At 67.0% G+C, this 20225-nt stretch carries 20 protein-coding genes and 1 pseudogene; 7 read left to right on the top strand and 14 right to left on the bottom strand.

Annotated features, from left to right (window positions below; all coding sequences use genetic code 11):
* A pseudogene (locus A5663_RS12930) lies at positions 1-381 on the bottom strand (adenine phosphoribosyltransferase); the annotation flags it as partial.
* Between the two features lie 141 nt (positions 382-522).
* On the opposite strand from A5663_RS12930, the gene A5663_RS12925 reads away from it, so the two are divergent.
* Entirely contained in the window at positions 523-2874 is a 2352-nt protein-coding gene (locus A5663_RS12925) for a bifunctional (p)ppGpp synthetase/guanosine-3',5'-bis(diphosphate) 3'-pyrophosphohydrolase (protein WP_068149206.1), read from the top strand.
* Positions 2875-2929: 55 nt separating this feature from the next.
* Positions 2930-3223: a DUF4333 domain-containing protein gene (locus A5663_RS12920; RefSeq protein WP_068149203.1), complete on the top strand. Its 294-nt coding sequence runs from the start codon at positions 2930-2932 to the stop codon at positions 3221-3223.
* 3 nt (positions 3224-3226) lie between these two features.
* On the opposite strand, the gene A5663_RS12915 is transcribed toward A5663_RS12920, so the two are convergent.
* Positions 3227-4069, bottom strand: a complete 843-nt coding sequence (locus A5663_RS12915; protein WP_068149200.1) for a peptidylprolyl isomerase — start codon at positions 4067-4069, stop codon at positions 3227-3229.
* A gap of 103 nt (positions 4070-4172) precedes the next feature.
* Between A5663_RS12915 and A5663_RS12910 the strand changes: the two genes are divergently transcribed.
* Positions 4173-4847, top strand: a complete 675-nt coding sequence (locus A5663_RS12910) for an MBL fold metallo-hydrolase (RefSeq protein WP_068149217.1) — start codon at positions 4173-4175, stop codon at positions 4845-4847.
* Positions 4848-6113 (top strand): histidine--tRNA ligase, encoded by a 1266-nt coding sequence (gene hisS, locus A5663_RS12905; protein ID WP_068149187.1) that lies wholly within the window; start codon positions 4848-4850, stop codon positions 6111-6113.
* 94 nt (positions 6114-6207) lie between these two features.
* On the opposite strand, the gene A5663_RS23350 is transcribed toward hisS, so the two are convergent.
* On the bottom strand, positions 6208-6735 hold the full coding sequence (locus tag A5663_RS23350; protein WP_197503384.1) for a hypothetical protein: 528 nt from the start codon (positions 6733-6735) through the stop codon (positions 6208-6210).
* Positions 6736-6888: 153 nt separating this feature from the next.
* On the opposite strand from A5663_RS23350, the gene A5663_RS12895 reads away from it, so the two are divergent.
* Both A5663_RS12895 and A5663_RS12890 read left to right on the top strand, forming a co-directional pair.
* Positions 6889-7308, top strand: coding sequence for a hypothetical protein (locus A5663_RS12895; RefSeq protein ID WP_156744468.1), 420 nt, complete (start codon positions 6889-6891; stop codon positions 7306-7308).
* Positions 7309-7423: 115 nt separating this feature from the next.
* On the top strand, positions 7424-8440 hold the full coding sequence (locus A5663_RS12890; protein ID WP_068149185.1) for an Rv2578c family radical SAM protein: 1017 nt from the start codon (positions 7424-7426) through the stop codon (positions 8438-8440).
* 6 nt (positions 8441-8446) lie between these two features.
* Here the strand turns inward: A5663_RS12890 and A5663_RS12885 are convergent, their stop codons facing one another.
* The 4 genes from A5663_RS12885 to A5663_RS12870 all read right to left on the bottom strand — a co-directional run bounded on the left by A5663_RS12885 (position 8447) and on the right by A5663_RS12870 (position 12837).
* Positions 8447-9703, bottom strand: coding sequence for an acyl-CoA dehydrogenase family protein (locus A5663_RS12885; protein ID WP_068149181.1), 1257 nt, complete (start codon positions 9701-9703; stop codon positions 8447-8449).
* The gene (locus A5663_RS12880) at positions 9700-10833 is read right to left on the bottom strand and encodes an acyl-CoA dehydrogenase family protein (protein ID WP_068149177.1); all 1134 of its coding nucleotides are present in this window, start codon (positions 10831-10833) and stop codon (positions 9700-9702) included. The genes A5663_RS12885 and A5663_RS12880 overlap by 4 nt, the downstream gene beginning before the upstream one ends.
* Positions 10834-10843: 10 nt before the next feature.
* On the bottom strand, positions 10844-12067 hold the full coding sequence (locus tag A5663_RS12875; protein WP_068149174.1) for an amidohydrolase family protein: 1224 nt from the start codon (positions 12065-12067) through the stop codon (positions 10844-10846).
* Positions 12068-12177: 110 nt separating this feature from the next.
* On the bottom strand, positions 12178-12837 hold the full coding sequence (locus A5663_RS12870) for a TetR/AcrR family transcriptional regulator (protein ID WP_068149171.1): 660 nt from the start codon (positions 12835-12837) through the stop codon (positions 12178-12180).
* A gap of 78 nt (positions 12838-12915) precedes the next feature.
* Here A5663_RS12870 and A5663_RS12865 point away from each other — a divergent pair, with 78 nt between their 5' ends.
* Positions 12916-13800: an acyl-CoA thioesterase II gene (locus tag A5663_RS12865; RefSeq protein WP_068149168.1), complete on the top strand. Its 885-nt coding sequence runs from the start codon at positions 12916-12918 to the stop codon at positions 13798-13800.
* 17 nt (positions 13801-13817) lie between these two features.
* On the opposite strand, the gene A5663_RS12860 is transcribed toward A5663_RS12865, so the two are convergent.
* From A5663_RS12860 to A5663_RS12830, 7 genes are all read right to left on the bottom strand, one after another.
* Positions 13818-14639 carry a mycofactocin-coupled SDR family oxidoreductase gene (locus tag A5663_RS12860; RefSeq protein ID WP_068149164.1) on the bottom strand — a complete coding sequence of 274 codons (822 nt, stop codon included), beginning with the start codon at positions 14637-14639 and terminating at the stop codon, positions 13818-13820.
* 15 nt (positions 14640-14654) lie between these two features.
* Positions 14655-15401 carry an SDR family oxidoreductase gene (locus tag A5663_RS12855; protein ID WP_068149160.1) on the bottom strand — a complete coding sequence of 249 codons (747 nt, stop codon included), beginning with the start codon at positions 15399-15401 and terminating at the stop codon, positions 14655-14657.
* A 139-nt stretch (positions 15402-15540) separates the two neighbouring features.
* On the bottom strand, positions 15541-16215 hold the full coding sequence (locus tag A5663_RS12850) for an MBL fold metallo-hydrolase (RefSeq protein ID WP_068149158.1): 675 nt from the start codon (positions 16213-16215) through the stop codon (positions 15541-15543).
* Between the two features lie 23 nt (positions 16216-16238).
* Complete coding sequence (locus A5663_RS12845; RefSeq protein ID WP_068149157.1) at positions 16239-17870, bottom strand: DUF885 domain-containing protein; 1632 nt, start codon at positions 17868-17870, stop codon at positions 16239-16241.
* Positions 17863-18750, bottom strand: coding sequence for a neutral zinc metallopeptidase (locus A5663_RS12840; RefSeq protein ID WP_068149151.1), 888 nt, complete (start codon positions 18748-18750; stop codon positions 17863-17865). The genes A5663_RS12845 and A5663_RS12840 overlap by 8 nt, the downstream gene beginning before the upstream one ends.
* Positions 18751-18802: 52 nt before the next feature.
* Positions 18803-19306, bottom strand: coding sequence for an SRPBCC family protein (locus A5663_RS12835; RefSeq protein ID WP_068149148.1), 504 nt, complete (start codon positions 19304-19306; stop codon positions 18803-18805).
* A 31-nt stretch (positions 19307-19337) separates the two neighbouring features.
* Complete coding sequence (locus A5663_RS12830) at positions 19338-20216, bottom strand: oxidoreductase (protein WP_068149145.1); 879 nt, start codon at positions 20214-20216, stop codon at positions 19338-19340.
* Between the last annotated feature and the right edge of the window lie 9 nt (positions 20217-20225).

The following is a 20225-nucleotide window of genomic DNA, read 5'->3' as shown; positions in this document are numbered from 1 at the left end:
TGGCAACGGCTCGAGTGCGCGCCGTCCGTCGAGCGCGGTCAGCTCGAGCAGCACCGCCGCCCCGGTCACCGACGCGCCGGCGTGTCGCAGCAACTTGACCGCCGCGGCAGCTGTCCCGCCGGTGGCCAGCACGTCGTCGATGATCAGCACGGAGCGCCCGGCGACGTCGAGTCCGTCGGCCGGGATCTCCAGCGTCGCGGTGCCGTATTCGAGCGAGTAGGTCTCGCTGTAGACCGGCGGCGGCAGCTTGCCGCCCTTGCGGATCGCCAGGACGCCCGTTCCCAGTCGCAGCGCGACCGCGGCGCCCAACAGGAAACCGCGCGCGTCGATTCCGGCCACCAGGTCAGCACCGGAAGCCGCTTCGGCGAGCGCGTCGGTGACCGGGGCGGCGGTGCTGCTCGAGCTGACCGCGCTCGACGGACGGCGCGCACTCGAGCCGTTGCCAGTCACGTCATTGCACCGGGTCTGAAGGATATCCTCGGAGTCGAGCCGTAGACCGCATCGGCAGCATCGGAGGTGAGCATGGCTGACGAACCCGGTACGGGCCAGGCCGTGCAGTCGCCGCCGGCCGCGGCACCGAACGAGACCCCAGCGGCGGAGACGCCGAAGGCTTCGGCGAGCGCGTCGCGTCGTGTGCGGGCGCGGTTGGCGCGCCGGATGACTGCGCAGCGCAGCGCGATCAACCCGGTGCTCGAGCCGCTGGTCGCGGTCCACAAGGAGATCTACCCGAAAGCCAATCTGCAGTTGTTGCAGCGGGCTTACGAGGTGGCCGAGCAGCGTCACGCCGACCAACTGCGGCGCTCGGGGGATCCCTACATCACGCATCCGTTGGCAGTGGCCAACATTCTGGCCGAACTCGGCATGGACACCACCACGCTGATCGCGGCGCTGCTGCACGACACTGTCGAGGACACCGGGTACACGCTGGAAGCGCTGACCGAGGAGTTCGGCGACGAGGTGGGCCATCTGGTCGACGGGGTCACCAAGCTGGACAAGGTCGCACTGGGCACCGCCGCCGAGGGCGAGACCATCCGCAAGATGATCATCGCGATGGCGCGCGACGCCCGCGTGCTGGTGATCAAGGTCGCCGACCGGCTGCACAACATGCGCACCATGCGGTTCCTGCCGCCGGAGAAGCAGGCGCGCAAGGCGCGTGAAACCCTGGAAGTCATTGCGCCCCTTGCGCATCGGTTGGGCATGGCCACGGTCAAGTGGGAACTCGAGGACCTGGCCTTCGCGATCCTGCACCCGAAGAAGTACGAGGAGATCGTGCGACTGGTCGCCGACCGTGCACCTTCGCGCGACACCTATCTGGCCAAGGTGCGCGCCGAGATCGACGCGACGCTGGCCGCATCGAAGATCAACGCGATCGTCGAGGGACGGCCCAAGCACTACTGGTCGATCTACCAGAAGATGATCGTCAAAGGCCGCGACTTCGACGACATCCACGACCTCGTCGGCGTGCGGATCCTCTGCGACGAGATCCGCGACTGCTATGCCGCTCTCGGCGTCGTCCATTCGCTGTGGCAGCCGATGGCGGGCCGGTTCAAGGACTACATCGCGCAGCCGCGCTACGGGGTGTACCAGTCGCTGCACACCACGGTCGTCGGCCCGGAGGGCAAACCGCTGGAAGTGCAGATCCGCACCCACGACATGCACAAGACCGCCGAACTGGGCATCGCCGCGCACTGGCGGTACAAGGAGACCAAGGGGCGCAACGCCGTTCCCAATCAGCACTCGTCGGCCGAGATCGACGACATGGCCTGGATGCGCCAGCTGCTCGACTGGCAACGGGAGGCCGCCGACCCCGGCGAGTTCCTTGAGTCGCTGCGTTACGACCTTGCGGTGCAGGAAATCTTCGTCTTCACCCCGAAGGGCGACGTCATCACGCTGCCCACCGGATCCACGCCGGTGGACTTCGCCTATGCGGTGCACACGGAGGTCGGCCACCGCTGCATCGGCGCACGGGTCAACGGCCGCCTCGTCGCGCTGGAGCGCAAGCTCGAAAACGGGGAAGTGGTCGAGGTTTTCACCTCCAAGGCGCTCAACGCGGGCCCGTCGCGCGACTGGCAGACATTCGTGGTCTCGCCGCGTGCGAAGGCCAAGATCCGCCAGTGGTTCGCCAAGGAGCGGCGCGAGGAGGCGCTCGAGGCCGGCAAGGACGCGATTGCGCGGGAGGTACGTCGCGGCGGACTTTCGTTGCAGCGGTTGATGAATGCCGAGTCGATGGGTGCGCTGGCCCGGGAACTGCGCTATGTGGACGTCTCCGCGCTCTACACCGCGGTGGGCGAAGGCCATGTCTCGGCGCGGCATGTCGTGCAGCGACTGGTGGCCCAGGTCGGAGGCGACGAGGACGCCTCCGACGAGCTGGCTGAGCGCTCCACGCCCGCGACGATGCCGGTGCGGCACCGCACCAATGACGATGTCGGAGTGGCTGTTCCCGGCGCACCCGGGGTGCTCACCAAGCTGGCCAAGTGCTGCACCCCGGTGCCCGGTGACAACATCATGGGCTTCGTGACCCGTGGTGGCGGTGTGAGCGTGCACCGTACCGACTGCACGAATGCCTCGTCGCTGCAACAACAATCGGAGCGCATCATCGACGTCAAGTGGGCGCCGTCACCGTCTTCGGTGTTCCTCGTCGCCATCCAGGTCGAGGCGCTGGACCGGCACCGGCTGCTCTCGGACGTGACCAGGGTGCTGGCCGACGAGAAGGTCAACATCCTGAGTGCTTCGGTGACGACGTCGAACGACCGGGTGGCGATCAGCCGGTTCACCTTCGAGATGGGCGACCCCAAGCATCTCGGTCATGTGCTCAACGTCGTGCGCAATGTGGAGGGCGTGTACGACGTCTACCGGGTGACGTCCGCGGCGTAGCTCGCAGATTCCGTTCGAGCCGGTCAATCGTCGTCAGGTCTGCCATACTTCGGCGATGCGGCCCGCATTGCTGATCGTCGTTTCCGCGCTGTGCCTCGGGGCCGTCGGCTGCAGTTCGACCATCAAGCCGGAAGGGGCCGCCAAGTCCGTCGTCGACCTCGTCTCGGAGCAGACCGGGTTCAAACCGACGGACGTGAAGTGCCCCGACGGCGTAAAGGCCAAAGAGGGCACGACGTTCGAGTGCAGGTTCACCGGTCCGGAGGGCAGCCAGTACACCGCGAACATGCGGGTCACCAAGGTCGAAGGTGAGGATGTCGAGTTCTACATCGAGACCGCCCCCAGCAAGTAGGACTCAGTCCAGCAGGATCGACTTCACCTTGACCGGGGTGGCCGGTGCACCGTCGTCGCCGCCGCCGGCGACCCCGGCCGCGGCGATCTTGTCCAGCGTGGCCAGACCGGTGTCGTCGATCGTGCCGAACGCCGTGTAGTTCGGAGGCAGCTTCGAGTCCTGATAGACCAGGAAGAACTGGCTTCCGTTGGTGTCGGCTCCGGCGTTGGCCATGGCCAGGGTGCCGCGCGGATAGACCACCGGTTCGGCAAGCGCCGGATCGCCGGGCTGGTACTGGTTAGTGGGGTATTCATTGGCGAAGGCATAACCCGGGCCGCCGCTGCCCTGTGCGGTCGGATCGCCGCACTGCAGGACCTTGAGTGTGTCGGCGGTGGTCAGGCGGTGGCACGTGGTGTCGTTGAAGAAACCTTGCTGGGCGAGGTTGGCGAAGCTGTTCACCGTGCACGGCGCCTTGGCGTTGTCCAGCATCAGCCCGATGTTGCCCTGATCGGTCGCCATGCTGGCGCTGACCTGCGCGGGATCGGTGGGCACCTTGCCGGTGCGCGGCGGCTTGACGTTCTTGCTCGCTTTGCCGGGCGAGGCCGGGTACTGGCAGTTCTCGCCGAGCCCGGCGGGTGCCACGAACGCCGGCAGCCCGCCGCGGGCCGTCGGTGCGGGCGCCGGGTTGTCGGAGTGACGGTTGGTGATGACGAAGGTCGCGACCACGGCCGCGATCACGACGAGCGCGCCCACGACCGAGCCGATGATCGTGTACAAGCGCCGCTTGCGTGCCTTCTCGGCGCGGCGTTCCATCTGCCGCTCGAGCTTGCGCTTGGCTGTCTCCCGCCGCTGTTCGTTCGTCGGCACCGCCTCATGCCCTCCTCGTGTCGATCGGTCGGCACCGAGTGTGCCAGGCGTTGCTGAGTGTGGCGCTGCGACCCGCGCCGTGCGGGATGGGAAACTGGCGATCGTGTTCATCACCGGGTTTCCGGCCGGCATGCTGGCCTGTAACTGCTACGTGCTGGCCCTACGCAGCGGGGCCGACGCCATCGTCGTCGATCCCGGGCAGCGCGCCATGGGACCCCTGCGCCGGATTCTCGACGAGAACCGCCTGACCCCGGCAGCGGTACTGCTCACCCATGGACACGTCGATCACATCTGGTCCGCGCAGAAGGTCGCCGACACGTATGGCTGCCCCGCCTACATCCACCCCGAAGATCGCTTCATGCTCGCCGATCCGATCAAGGACTTCGGGCCCCGGCTGGCACAGATCGCGTTCGGGGCCATGTTCCGCGAACCCAAACAGGTCGTCGAACTGGACAAGGACGGCGACAAGGTCGAACTGGGCGGCGTGACGGTCACCATCGACCACACGCCGGGCCACACCCGAGGGTCGGTGGTGTTCCGCGTCGATGCGCCGGTCGGGTCGGGGCCCGGCTCGGTGGCTTTCACGGGCGATACCCTGTTCAAACAGTCGGTGGGCCGCACGGACCTGCCGGGCGGCAGCGGCCGGGACCTGCTCGGCTCGATCGTCAACAAACTGTTGGTGCTCGACGACGACACCGTGGTACTACCGGGGCATGGGCCGAAGTCCACGATCGGGTTCGAACGCCGCACCAACCCGTTTCTCGAAGGCTTGAGCTGAGTGACTGACTTTCAGGCGCCCAAGGGCGTCCCGGACTACCTGCCGCCCGACTCGGCGCAGTTCGTCGGCGTCCGTGACGGGCTGCTCGACACGGCCCGGCGCGCCGGTTACGGCGACATCGAACTGCCCATCTTCGAGGACACAGCGCTGTTCGCGCGCGGGGTCGGCGAGTCCACCGATGTCGTGTCCAAGGAGATGTACACCTTCGCCGATCGCGGCGGCCGGTCGGTGACGCTGCGCCCCGAGGGGACCGCGGGTGTGATGCGCGCGGTCATCGAACACGGGCTCGATCGGGGGCCCTTGCCGGTGAAGCTCTGCTACGCCGGGCCGTTCTTCCGCTACGAACGTCCACAGGCCGGCCGGTACCGCCAGCTGCAGCAGGTCGGTGTCGAGGCGATCGGTGTCGACGACCCGGCGCTCGACGCCGAGGTGATCGCGATCGCCGACGCCGGTTTCCGCTCGCTGGGGCTCGACGGTTTCCGGCTGGAGATCACCTCGCTCGGCGACGACACCTGCCGTCCGCAGTACCGAGAACTGTTGCAGGACTTCCTGTTCAAGCTCGACCTCGACGAAGACACCCGGCGGCGCGCGGAGATCAACCCGCTGCGCGTGCTCGACGACAAGCGGCCCGCGGTCCGCGAGATGACCGCCGACGCGCCCGTCATGCTGGACCATCTCTCCGACGTCGCCAAGCAGCATTTCGACACCGTCCTGGCCCATCTCGATGCGCTCGGGGTGCCGTACGTCATCAACCCGCGCATGGTGCGCGGGCTGGACTACTACACCAAGACGACGTTCGAGTTCGTGCACGACGGCCTGGGTGCGCAGTCGGGTATCGGCGGCGGGGGGCGCTACGACGGGTTGATGGCTCAGCTCGGCGGAAAAGACCTGTCCGGCATCGGGTTTGGGCTCGGGGTCGACCGCACTGTCCTCGCGCTCAAGGCCGAGGGCAAGACCGTCGGCGGGACGGCGCGGGTCGACGTGTTCGGCGTGCCGCTGGGGGAGCAGGCCAAGGTGAGGCTCGCGGTGCTGGGCGCTCGACTGCGGGCGGCCGGCGTGCGGGTCGACATCGCCTACGGCGACCGGGGAATCAAGGGTGCCATGCGCGCGGCCGACCGTTCGGGTGCGTCGCTTGCGCTGGTAGCGGGTGACCGCGACATCGAGGCGGGCACCGTCGGTGTGAAGAACCTCGCGACAGGCGAGCAGACGGACGTCCCGGTCGACGACGTGTTCACCGAGGTGCTCACCCGGCTCAACCGCCGCTAGTCCCTTCTTGGCGCGAGCGTGCGTGTTTGCACACGACACGCCGCGTATTTTCAGCAGTTTCGGCACGTTCACGCCGCCGCATCAGCACCCCCGGTCAGTCGCCCCGACTCACCGCGTTGAGCAACTCGTCGACGTTGCCGACGCCGCCGTCGAAGGGGTTGCCCCGCTTGAGCACCTTCGTCCCGCCGGGCGTGACCGCGACGAGCTTCGGTGAGCTGGAACCGATCTGGAACTTGCGCGCGAACCGTACCTGGTCGAGCTGGACCAACGCCCCGCCGCGGTAGCTGAAGAGCTTGAGCTTGCGATCGAGTACCGCCGCTGGACGGCATTCGTGCAACGGCCGGCCGCGCATGCGACGGATTCTGCGCACGACGACGAACGCGAGCACCGCGATCACCACTCCGATCGCGACGAACACGGCTCCGAGGAGACGCGACGGCACACCTGAAATCAGCGCGACGACGCCGAAGCCGGCCGCGACGAGCGTCAGGATTCCCAGCACGAAGGCCAGTACGGCGAGCGCGCCCGTCCCGCGGTCGACGACGAGGACGCGGCGTCCGTCGTCGGTGACGACCAGCCCGCCCGTGTCTGCGAGCACCCGGTTCTCGGATGGTGTGTCCACGGGTGAACTGTGCCATTCGGCTGTCGCGAACGTGCGCGAACTGTCGAAGAATAGCGGCGTGTCGTGCGCAAACACGCGCGCTCGCGCCAAGGGAGGGTGCGCCAAGGGGGGTGGGCCTGTAACGCTTTTGTATCGTCCGGCGATGTCACGGACATGCGAACAGCTTCAGCCAAGGTCGGGGCGGCGTTCATGCTGGCGGTGGCGTCGATTGCCGTCAGCCATGCAACGGCAGACGCCCAGTCGGACGGTCACCTGGTCCGGTACACGCTGACGGCGTCGAATGCCGCCGACTTCCAGCTCAACTATTTGACGGCGCAACCTGCGAGCAAGGCGGCTTACAACGCCGACGCGTATGCCTACCTGAAGAAGGAGTCGGTCGTCCTTCAGCCCGGCGTGCCGTGGGTGTTCGAGACCAAGCTCGAGGACCCGCAGTGGGCGATCCTGACCGCGAGCACCGGCGTGCACGCGATGCAGGCCCCGCCGACGCCGCACTGCGAGATCGCGATCGACGGTCAGGTCGCGGTGCAACACGACGGCCCGTACACCGTGCAGTGCCAGCTCAGTCAGTGGTGAGGTTTCTGCGCTAGACGCTTCGCGGCGCAGCTTGCCCAGGCGTTGAGGGGAGGCCTGGGCAAGCTTCCGCGCGGCGACCTTGACATCTGATCGAACGTGAGTTCGAATCGAATGTATGCGGTGGGACGGGCAAGGCGTCGGCGTCGACGACGGAGCGCTGCCCGGTCTGCAACGCATCGGATTCGTGCGCAGTGTACGTACCCCGCAGTTCGACGGCATCACCTTTCACGAAGTGCTCTGCAAGTCCGCGCTGAACAAGGTGCCCAACAGTTCGATGCTGCCGTTCAAGTACACCGTCAACGGCTATCGCGGTTGCTCACACGCCTGCCGCTACTGTTTCGCCCGGCCCACCCACGAATACCTCGACCTCGACAGCGGTAGCGACTTCGACAGCCAGGTCGTCGTGAAGACCAACGTCGCCGATGTGCTGCGTCGCGAACTCGCGCGAAAGTCGTGGCAGCGCGAGACCGTGGCACTGGGCACCAACACCGACCCCTACCAACGGGCGGAAGGCCGCTACGCGTTGATGCCTGGCATCATCTCGGCGCTGACCGATTCGGGCACCCCGTTCTCGATTCTGACCAAGGGCACCCTGCTGCGGCGCGATCTACCGCTGCTCGGCGAAGCCGTGCGACAAGTCGACGTCAGCGTCGCGGTCTCTCTCGCGGTGGGCGATCCCGATCTGCACAAGGAAGTAGAACCCGGTACCCCCGCACCGCAAGCGCGGCTCGGGCTGATCGCCGCGATCCGCGACGCGGGGCTGGACTGCCACGTGATGGTGGCCCCAGTGTTGCCGCATCTTACGGACTCGGTCGCGCATCTCGACGACCTGCTCGCCCAGATCTCGGCAGCAGGCGCCACCGGCGTCACCGTGTTCGGCCTGCACCTGCGCGGTTCCACACGCGGCTGGTTCATGAACTGGCTGGCCGGCTCGCGCCCGGACCTGGTGCCAGCGTACCGCGAACTCTACCGCCGCGGCGCCTACCTGCCGCCGGACTACCGAAAGATGTTGCACGCCAGGGCCGCACCGCTGGTCGCCAAGCATGGCCTGGCGCCGGACCGGCGCTCGTTCCGCGTCACGGAGGGGTCAGCGCCGCAACCGGCCAAGGTGTTACAGCCCACCCTGTTCTAGCCCGTTCTAGCCTTTGTTGCGCTTGACCTCTTTGAACGGCACATCGCGGTCGGCGGCGGGTTCGCGGGGGAAGCCCAGCACGCGCTCACCGATGATGTTGCGCGCGATCTCGGTCGTTCCGCCGCCGAGCGCCGCGGCCTGCCGCGACAGATAGCGCTCGCCGTAACGGATGAGATCACCGTCGACATCGACCACGCCGGCACTGGCGGTGATGGCCAGCGCGGTGTCGAATTCGAGATGGTGGACGTCGGCGTGGGCGATGCGGATGATCGAACCCGCGGCCGGAGGCAGCGAGCCGTCGAGGACACCGTGGTAAACGTGGTCGATCAGCTGCTCGCGGACCGCGCGGTGGACCAGCGCGCGTCCCGCCATCTCTTGCAGCCGCTCGTTGTCCGGCTGTCCCGTCTTCTCCAACAGCGACACGTAGTCCATCGGAACATCGGATTTGCCTTCGGCCCCGATGCCGCTGGCGAACTCCGAGCCGCCGCCGACCGCCCGTCGTTCGTGGTAGAGCTGGCGCGACGCGACATGCCAGCCCTCGTTGACCTCACCGACCACGGCGTCGTCGCCGAGTTCGAGGTTGTCGAAGAACTCTTCGCAGAACTCGACGGATCCGTTGACCTGCTTGATACGTCGCAACGTGATGCCGGGGCTGTCGATCGGCACCAGGAACATCGTCAGGCCCTCATGCTTGGGCACATCCCAGTTCGTGCGGGCCAGCATCAGGCCGTAGTCCGCCGCGAAAGCGCTTGTGCTCCACGTCTTTGCGCCGTTGATGACCCACTTGTCGCCCTTGCGGTCGGCACGCGTGATCACACCCGCGAGATCGGAGCCGCCACTTGGCTCGGACAGCAGCTGCACCAGCACCTCGTCGCCGCGCAAGGCTGCGGAGATGTGTTGGCGCTTCTGCTCTTCGCTGCCGGTGTCGAGAATGGTGGCAGCGCAGATCGTGAACGTCGGCGTGTTCAGGATCACCGGAAGCTCATAGCAGCGCGAGACGGCGTCGAAGGCCTTCTGGTAGGCGATGGGCAGTCCTAGACCGCCGTAGTCCTGGGGGAAGCAGATCCCGGCGAACCCGCCGTCCCACAACTTCTTCTGCAGTTCCCGGGCCCGCTGCCAGGGTTGCTCTTCGCCGCGGTCGTGTTCGGGTGGATTGTTCGGATCGATCGGCGGCATGTTCTGCGCGAGCCATTTCTCGGCGCGCGCAGCGAACTCCTCGACCGACTCCTGCGTCGTGATCGGGGCCGATGCGGTGTCGGTCATGACGCTTGCTCCAATTTGGTGAGCGAGTAGACGCGCAGATTGTGGTCCTCGGGTGTGCCGAACAGCGAGCGGTACAGCGTCACTCGCCGCAGGAACATGTGCAGATCGTGCTCCCACGTCACCCCGATACCGCCGTGCAGCTGGATACAGAGCTGCAACATCGCTGGAGCATGTTCGCCCACATAGGATTTCGCGACACTGACCGCCATCGGAGCGCCGGCGGAGCGCGACGCGACCTTCTTCACCGCGGCGTTCGTCGTCGCGCGGCAACCTTCGAACCAGATCTTCAAATCGGCGAACTTGTGCTTGAGCGCCTGATACGAGCCCAGCGGCCGGCCGAACGAATGCCTGTCGAAACCCCACTGAACGGTGAAGTCCAGCACCGTCTCCAGGATGCCGACGATCTCGGCGCACTGCAGCAGCACCGCGATCTGGTGCTGCCGCTCGATCAGCGCCGTCGTCTGATCTGCCGATCCGACGGCGGCGCTCGCGTCGACCTCGACCCCGTCGAACTGCACCCGCGCATAGCTCTTGACCATGTCGATCGAGCGCTGGGCCTCCACGCGCACCCCGGACCCATCCGCGGGCACCAGGAATTGCCGGACCTGGCCTTCGAAAGCGGCTGTCACCAGGAAGATTTCGCATTGGGTACCGGCTTCGACACGGTCCTTCACACCGTCGATGCGAAAGCCGGTGGCGGTCGGTGTCGCGGTGACCGTCGGTGTCAACGGCGACCACGGCCGGCCAGGTTCGTATACCGCCCACGTGGCTGTCGCCTCGCCGGCGATCAACGCTTCGACGGTGTCCTCGTGCCCCTCGGGCGCCTCGACCAGTCCCGCCAGCACCGTGCTCACCGGATGGAGCGGGCCGGGGGCGACCGTCTTCCCCGCGATCTCGGCCACCAGCGCCAGATCCTGGACGCCGTCGCCCGAAACGCTGCCGCCGCCGAGTTCTTCGGGCACCAGCAGGCTCGTCCAGCCGAGTTCGGCCGCCCGCCGCCACCACTGCGGTTCGAACCCGGTGCCTGACTCGTGCAGTTCGCGTATTCGGCTCAGCGGTAGTTCCTTTTCGAGGAACGACTGTGTCGTCGAGGCGAACAGCAGCACCTCGGGATTCGCGGTTTCGGTCACTGGCGTGGGCTCAGGCGGGGATGACGATCGCAGGCACGTCCGGGTTGTGGACGATCTCGTTGGGAACTTTGAACAGCTCGATCATGTTGGCGCCCATGACCTTTCGCTGACCGTCCGCATCGAGCCCCTGCAGGTCGTCGATCAGGTGCGTCGGTTCGGCCAGCCCTTCGGGGTGCGGCCAGTCCGAGCCGAAGATCACCCGGTCGACGCCGATGAGATCGGCCATCTGCTTGAAGTCGTCCTCCCAGAACGGTGCGACGTACACGCCGCGCTTGAATGCCTCGATCGGGTTCTCCGGGAACTCCTGCGGCATTTTCTTGTAGGTGTTCTCGAACTGCTTGAACAGGTAGGGCACCCAGTCCGCGCCGTTCTCGATGGACAAGACGCGCAGGTCCGGATTGCGGGACAGCGCACCGTGACACACCAGGGCCGCCATCGAGTCCTCGATGGGTCGCTTGCCCATCGACACCATCCGGAACGCGGTCGGTTTGAACGGCAGGAACTCGTCGGCCGGCTCCCAGTCATTGAGGTACTCGGCGTAGCCGGAGTCCGACGCATGCATCGACACGGGGATGCCCGCCTTGACGCACGCATCCCAGAACGGGTCGAACTCGGGCAGGCCGAAGGAACGGGTTCCGCGCAGGCCCGGCACAGGCGCGGGGCGGACGAGCACCGTCTTGGCGCCGCGTTCCAGACACCACTCGAGTTCCTCGAGGGCGCGGTCGACGATGCCCAGGTTGATGACCGGCGTGGAGAAGATGCGGTCCTCGTAGTTGAACTGCCAGGTCTCATACATCCACTCGTTGAGCGCATGGATGACGTCGAGGATCAGTTCCGGATCGTCCTTCATCCGTTCCTCGACCAGGCTGGCCAGCGTCGGGAACATCAACGAGTAGTCCAGCCCCAGGCCGTCCATGACCTCCAGGCGGGCGGCGGGCTCGCGGAACGCGGGGATGGCCTTCATGGGCTTGCCCATCACCTCGCGGAAGCTCTTGCCGCCGCTGCCGTGCTTGAAGTACTCCTCCTGCGCGCCCGGACGCGCGACGACCTCGAACGTCGGATTCGGGATGTAGTCGCTGACCTGGTTGCGCACCATGATCTTGGTGCGGCCGCGGACCTCGATGTAGTCGATGACGTTCTTGCGGTGGTCCGGCAGGAACTTCGTCAGCGCCTCTTTGGGCTCGTAGAAGTGGTTGTCGGCGTCGAACACCGGATAGGGAAGCTGGCGGGCCATTTGCGCCTCCTGGAAGTCTGCTTGGCTGTTTGTGGTAATGACATTACCACTTCTGGACCAGCGAAAACAGCCGCTGCCGAGAAGCGTCCTCTCGGTCGGTGCGACGCAGGTCAGGTGCGGTCGGCGTGGGAGACGAGCCCGCTCAGGCAGTAGTCGTAGATGTCGTCGGCTTCGATCGGGACGCCGTTGAGTTCGGCGCCGAGGACTTGGAGCCGGATAGCGCCGAGCGCGGACTGCATGATGAGCGCGGCCCGCGCGTCGACGTTGATGTCCGCGCGGAAGACTCCCTCGGCGATGCCGCGGTTGATGATGTCCTTGATCAACTCGTGCACCGGCGACAACACCCTGGCGTACTCGCGCGGCAACGTCTCGGCGAGCCGGTCGTTGTAGTTGGTCAAGCCGCGGTTGACCTTGTCCTGGGTCGTCGTCTCCGCAGGCGTGCAGACGCGGTCGACCAGCACCCGAAGGGCTTTGGCGGCCGGCAGTCCTGCGGTGTCTTCGCGCCACCGGCGCGTGGACTCGGACATGATCTTGTCGACCAGCGCGAGCAGCAACTCGTCCTTGGTGGAGAAGTGCTGGTAGAACGACCGCAGCGACGTCTTCGAGCGCTCGACGACCTCGAGCACCGTGAAGTCGGTGCGGCCCGTCTCGCCGAGGATCGCTAGCGCCGACTTCATGAAGCGTTTCGGGCGCGACTCGGGGTCGGCGGAACTTTCCGGCGCCGCGGTGCGAGCGGACCCAGCCGCCGTCCGTCCGCTCGGCTTTGTCATCTCGACACCTTCCGGCTCATGCGTATCCCCGGTAATGACGTTACCGCTTTTGGAGAGGCTCGGTTACTGTTCCTTTTCATGACGACAGACTCAGCGCAGAACACGTGGACCGTCGAAGGACTGCTCGATCTGTTCGACGTGCGCCCCGACGGAGAGAACCGATTCATCGCCGAGACCGGTCCCGCCGGCGAGGAGGATCGGCAGGTCGTGGAAGGCACTCAGGTGCTGGCCCAGGTGATCGTCGCTGCGGCCAAACGTTTCGAGGGCAAGTCCGTGCGCTCCGTGTACGCGGTTTTCGCGCGCGCGGTTCTCGTCGGCGCCGGTCCACTCGAGCTGGAGATCGACGTCGTCAACGAAGGCCGGTCGACCGCATCGGCCGTCGTGTCGGCCAAGCAGAACGGCAAGCGATGCGTGACGGTGACGGTGTTCACCGATGTGCCCACGCCCGACGTCATCCGGCACGCGCTGCCCCGTCCCGAGACCAAGTCGCCGGCCGAAGCCAACGACGCCCGGATGGCCATGACGGGCAGGGAGATCCGGCTGGTGGACGTGGTCGACGTCAACAGTCCCGACGAGGTGGGGCCGCCGGAACTGCACGCCTGGGTGCATTACGACCCGATTCCGGCCCGCGACGAGCTGGCCAAGGCCCTCGTCGCGTATCTGACTGGCCACCTGGGCATCTCGACGACGATGCGCGCCCACGAGGGCATCGGGACGGCGCAGTCGCACGTGACCGTGTCGACCGCGCCGATGACGGTTTCGGTCAGCTTCCATGAGCCGTTCCGGTGGGACGGCTGGCTGCTGTACAGCCACGAGAGCACGCAGGTCGGTGCGGGCATGTCCTACGTGCGCGGCACGGTGCACACCGAATCCGGTGAGCTGATCGCGTCGTTCAGCCAGGACGCCTTGATCCGTCCGCTGCGCACCACCGACGCGGCGATCAAGGAGCAGTCGCGCCTGTAGCTCGACGTTCGCGGAACTCAGATCTTCAGATAGCCCTTGTCCGCCGGGATCTGGGCCGCGGTCACCAGTGACGACGCGTCGCCGGCCAGCCACACGACGATGTCGGAGATCAGGTCCGGATCGGCCAGCGAATCAGTGGGCAGCGCACCGGGGGAGAAGCTGTGGATGTAGTTGGCGTGGTCGGCGAAGATCTGCCACATCGAGGTGTCGTTGCCCATCGGGGTGTCGGTGCCGTACGGGTGCACGGAGTTGACCCGGATGCCGAACTCGCCCAGTTCGACCGCCAGCGAATTGGTCAGCGCGACAACGCCGAACTTGCTTGCGCAATAGTGGCCGCAGCCGGGTACTGCCTTGATTCCCGCGGCTGAACTGATATTGATGATCGACCCGCCGTTGCCCGCCTCGATCATCGGCGGCACCACCGCCCTGATGGTGTTCCAGACGCCGGTCAGGTTCACGTCGAGGACGTCCTGCCACTGCTGGGGAGAAATCTCCCACAACCGGCCCCAATTCATGACGCCGGCGTTGGCGACGACGATGTCGAGGCGGCCGAACTGCTCGATCGCGTCGGCCACCACGCGCCGCTGACCCTCGGCGTCACGGACGTCGACGCGGTCGGCGAGGATCTTGCGGCCCTCACCCTCCACCAGGCTCACCGTCTCGGCGAGGTCTTCGGGCAGCGCGGGCGGGTAGCCGTTGTGCTCGGCGACCGGGCCGCAGGCGTCGATCGCGACGATGTCGGCCCCTGCGCGGGCCAATCGAACGCAGTGCGAACGGCCCTGCCCGCGGGCAGCGCCCGTCACGTAGGCGACCTTGCCCGCCAAGGAGAGTTCAGTCACGTCGGATGCTCCTGTCTATTCGGCGCCCGCAGCGAGCCAGTCGTCGAACGTCGTCGGCGCCAAGCGAGCATTGTCGTTGGGCAGCAACGCGTTTCCCGCCATCGACAGACCGAAGATGCCCGACCAGGTCGGCACGAGCTTGACGCGGCGGCCCCTGACCAACAGAGTTCGGCGGGCCATGTCGACGAGGTCTTGCGGCTCGGGGCCGGCGACGTCGACGTAGCGACCCTGCGGCTGGCCCACGGCGACCTCCGCCAGTATCTCGGCGATGTCGTTCGGCGCGATCGGCTGCACGAGCAGCGGCGCAATCGTCGCCACGCCGTCGCGCTCGGTCCAACTGGTGACCATCGCCGCGAAGTCGTGAAACTGTGTGGCAGGCACGATCGTCCAGGGCACCGGGCCTTCGGCGACCAGCCGCTCCTGTTCGCGCTTGCCCGAGTAGTGGGCGTTCCCGTCGATGCCGGCAATCCCCACGATCGACAGCAGCACGTGGTGGCGCACGCCGGCGCGCTGTTCGGCGGCGAGCAGGTTGCGTGTGGTGGTTCCGAAGTATTCGACGGTGCCGTCTCGGTCGGTGGGCGGTGCGTTGACGGCGTCGACGACCGCTTCGACGCCGGCCAGCGCGGCGTCCAGTCCGTCGCCGGACATCAAGTCGACGCCGGATGAGCGGCTGATTCGGACGACGTCGTGGCCGTCGCGTTCGAGCGCCGCGACGGTGCGCGCGCCGATGTTTCCCGTCGCTCCGGCAACAGCGATGTGCATGGTGGCCTCCTTGCGCGGATGACGCTACTCGCCGACGCCTCAAGCGCTGAGGGCTGACCTCCACTCACGCGTGGCTCTTACACTTTCGGATGATGGCCGGCGATCAGCGCCGAACCGCTGGCCGCGCTCGCCGCTGAAATTACGTCAGCGTCGCTGCCACTTCACGCAGCCGGGCACCGGCGTCCGATGCGAGCGGCTCGCCGTGGCCGAAGCAGGCGATGTCGACGTCGAGGGCTGCAAGTCGGCGAAACGACGCCACCGTGCGGGAGCGGTCCTGGTTGAAAGTGCCGAGCATGAGCGTTCCGACATTGGCGATGGTGTCTCCGGTCAGTAACACGCGGTGGCGGGGCAGATGAATCGCGATGCTGCCCTCGGTGTGGCCCGGTATCGACAGAACCTCCGCACCGCCGCCGAAGTCGAGGAGGTCGCCGTCTTGGAGTTCACGGTCCACGTCGACAGGGTCCGCGGCAGCGGGGAGTCCGGCGGCGACCCGCTCGTGAATCGGAATCTCCCAGTCCTCGAACACCGGGCTCGGCAGGGGAGCGCCGTCGCGGATCGCGGCCGCGTCCCCGGCGCCGGCCATCACGGTGGCCGCGGTCAAGTTTCGCAGCTCGGCCGCCGAACCGACGTGGTCGACGTGCCCGTGCGTCAACACAATCCGGTCGACGCCGGGCACCGCTTCGAAGATGGCAGCGCCGGAACCCGGTGCGCCGGTGTCGATCAGCGTGACCGAATCGCCGTCGCGCCAGGCGTAGACCTGCCAGCCCCCGACGACGAGCATGGTCAGGTTCGGCGTGATGGTCGCGGAGTGCATGCCTCGACGGTAGGCCGCGACGCTCAATTCGACAACGCGGTCTTGAGCACGTCGAGCGGCAGCCCGCCGAGATCCAGTGCGCGGCTGTGGAAGTCCTTGAGCGACACCCCGCGGCCGAGCGTCTCATCGCGTAACTGTTGCCAGATGCGCTGCCCGATCGCGTACGACGGCGCCTGGCCCGGCCAGCCCAGGTAACGGTCGAGTTCGAACTGCAGGTGCTCTTCGTTCATCGCGCTGTGCGACGTCAGAAACGCCCAAGCTCTCTCGGCGTCCCACACCCCTCCGTCGGGTGCCGTCATCCCGCAGTGCACCCCGATGTCGATGACCACGCGTGCGGCTCGAAAGCGTTGTGCATCAAGCATTCCGATGCGGTTGCCGGGATCGTCGAGCCAGCCGAGCTCAGCCATCAGCCGTTCGGCGTACAGTGCCCAGCCCTCACCATGCCCCGACACCCAGCAGCCAAGACGGCGCCAGCGGTTGAGCCGGTCGGCGAGCACCACCGCCCGGCCGATCTGCAGATGGTGCCCCGGAACGCCCTCATGGAAGACCGTCGTGGTCTCCTGCCACGTGTGAAACGTCTCCACGCCGTGGGGCACCGACCACCACATGCGGCCCGGCCTGCTGAAGTCTTCCGACGGGCCGGTGTAGTAGATGCCGCCGGTGTGCGTCGGTGCGATGCGGCACTCCAGCCGTCGCAGCGACTCCGCGATGTCGAAGTGTGTGTCGGCCAGTGACTCGACCGCGCGGTCGGAGAGGTCCTGCATCCACGCCTGCAACGCGTCGACGCCGTGTACCGCGTATCGCTCTTCACCGTCGAGGCGGCGCAGCGCCTCGGCCACGGAAGCGCCGGGATAGAGCTGCTGGGTCAGTGCTTCCTGTTCGGCGACAATGCTTTCCAGCAGCGACAAGCCCCACTCGTAGGTTTCGTCGAAGTCGACCGTCGCGCCGAGGAACGACCGCGACCACAGCTGGTATGTGTCGCGCCCGACCGCATCCTCCTGGTGCGCATACGGTGCAATCTCGTCTCCGAGAATCCGGCCCAGCTCCCGGTAGGCGTGCGCGGCGTTGGCCGCCCGCTGCTGCAACTGGTCTTGCAGCGCAGAGCTTTTCGGGGCGGCTCGGCTGACCATGTCGACGAACAGATGCTGGATACTGGTCGACTGGTCGATGCCACGGGCGACCTGGCGTACTGCCGGTGGATGCCCGTCCGCGACTGCGGCGCGCAGCGCGTCGGCGTATCCGGCCACCCGGTCGGGCACCCGGGACAGCCGCCGGTCGATCACCGCCCAGTCGTCGTCGGTCGCCGTCGGCATCAGGTCGAACACGTCGCGCATCGACTGCAGGGGAGAGGCGATGACATTGAGCTCACCGACGTCGAGTCCGGCATCGTTGATCTCGACCGCGATGCCGAGGCGTTCGCGCATCGCGGCGACCGTCACCTCGTCGACGTCGTCGGCGACCTCGACCGCCTCGAGTTCTCTCAGCGTGGCGCGGGCCGCGTCGGCGCGTGCTGCGACGCCGTCGGGGGAGTAGTCGGTGATGTCCTCGTCATGGCCAGCGATGCCCATTTCCGTTGCCGCGCAGGGGTCGAGGCGGGCGAACGTCTCGAGATAGCGTTCGGCGACGGCGTCGACGGCCGTGGGGGCCCTACCCAAGGTCGTTCGTTGCGAAGGTGTCACACGCCTTCGGGTCCCCGGTGCGGTAGCCCTCGGTGAACCACTTCTGGCGCTGCTCCGCGGAACCGTGCGTCCATGCCTCGGGATTGATCCGGCCGGTGGCCTGCTCCTGGATCCGGTCGTCGCCGACGGATGCCGCCGCCGACAACGCGTCGTTGATGTCCTGGTCGGTCAACGGTTTCAGGAACGTCACGTCGGTGCCTTCCTGCTTGGTGATGGAGGCGTAATGCGCCCACACGCCCGCATAGCAGTCGGCCTGCAGTTCGGTGCGCACCCCGGCGCCCGTCGCACCCGCGGCGCCGGGACCTTGCGAACGCCCGAGCGCACCGAGCAGGTTCTGCACGTGGTGGCCGTATTCGTGCGCGACGACGTATTCTTGCGCCAACGGGCCACCGCTGGAACCGAACTGGTTCTTCAGCACGTCGAAGAAGTCGACGTCGAAGTACGCCGTATGGTCGACGGGGCAGTAGAACGGACCGACTTCGCTGGTCGCGGGGCCGCATCCGGTCTGCACTGATCCACTGAACAGTCTCATGTTGGGCCGCGTGTAGTTGCGCAGCTGCTGCTCCCACACCCCGTCGACCGAGTTTCCCGTCGCCACCACGCGGCACTGCACGATCTCGTTGGCGTCCGCACCGGTCTTGCACTGGCTGAGGTCGAAGCCGGGCGCCTCGACGCCCTGGTTGTCGTACTGGCCCTGTTGCGGAACCATCCCGCTGGGGTCGACGCCGAGGAACAACGCGATCACCATGATCAGCAAGCCGCCGACACCGCCACCGATCGCGATCCCGCGGCCCGGCCCGCCACCGCTGGTCGACGTGGTGCTCGTATCGATCTGCATGCCTTCGTTGAAGGTCATGACGATCAGCTTTCCACATCGCGATTCAGTGGGGCCACAGATTCGCGGCTGGTCAGCTCGCGGCGAACCGCCTGTTCGTGTAGTCGCGCAGGTTGTAGAGGAATTTCTGGAACATCCAACCCATCACCGGCCGGCCCAGCGACATGCCGATCCTGGCGGCGAGTCCGTTGGGCTTCATCGCCATCACCCACGTCAGATGGCAGCCGCCGGGGGTCTCGACCACCCGATAGTCTTCGGCGAACGCCGCGATACTTCCCGTCGAGGCCTCATTGAACCGAAAGGCCATGTGGCGGAAGGGTTCCCAGGCAAGGAACTCCTCGTCGCCGACGATGCCGCCGCGCATCGTCACGGTGCGGGTGGTGCCGATGCCGCGCGGTTCGGGGCTCGTCCATTCGACGTTGGTGATCACGGTCGCCCACTGGGGCCAGGACTGCGCGTCGCCGAGCACCTCGAAGAGTTGCTCGGGGGTGATCGTGAGGTCGACGGTGCTGACGAACCGGAACGGCGCACTTTCGACGAACTCGAGGCTGACGCGTTCGCACGGCTGCATGGCCATACACAGTAGACGACGTTGTCTAGTCTGTGGTCTAGCCGGGCCCGTCGCTGGCCGCGGCCAGCAGCGGAACCAGCACGTCGCTGATCGGGGTGCTCAGCCCGTGCTCGGCGGCCTTGCGGATGATCACACCGTTGCGGATGTCCCATTCCAAGCGCCGGTGTTCCTGGCGGTCGGTGAGCATGGACGTGGTGATGTCCTCCGGCGAGCTGGCGATCAGGCCGACGATCTCGTCGATGACCTCGTCGCCCAGTTGCGCACCCTCGGCCCGTGCGACGGCCAGGCACTCGGCGAGATAGCGCCGTGCCAACGCCGCCACGTCGTCGCGACGGAACATGCCCGCGCGCCGCCCGCTGAGCACCATGAGGCCGACGACCGCGTTGACCAGCAGCTTGTGCCAGGCCGCGCTGACGAAGTTCGGATCGATGTCGACCGTGACCGCGCTGTCGGCGAACAGCTCCGCCAGCGTCCGGGCCCCGGCCGTATCGGGCAGCACCAGGCGCGCCTGGGTCCGCAGACGGAACCAGCCCTCGGGCGTCGGCTCCGCCGAGACCCACACAGCGGCAGGCACGACGGTCGAGGCGGGGCAGTAGCGGCCGACACGCGCGACCTGCTCGACACCGTTCTGCAGCGCTCCGACCACCGTGCGCTCGTCGCACAGCCTCGCCAGCCACGCGCCCGCCTGCTCGTTCTGTGTGTCCTTGACCGCCAGCAACACCACGTCGACCGGCGCGTCGATCTCGGCGGGGTCGGTCAGCACCGGGCCCGGCACCACGATCGGCTCGCCGTCGTCCGGCCTGACCTCGATCGAATCGCGCGGCGTGCGCCCACACAACGTCACCGCGTGACCGGCATCGGCGGCCCGCAACGATCCGGCGGCATGACTGCGCAACACACAAACTCCTGAGGAAATCGCCTGACG

It is taken from the genome of Mycobacterium sp. E740 (assembly GCF_001672895.1).
Lineage (GTDB): Bacteria > Actinomycetota > Actinomycetes > Mycobacteriales > Mycobacteriaceae > Mycobacterium.
This window is presented reverse-complemented; position numbering and strand designations above follow the sequence as displayed.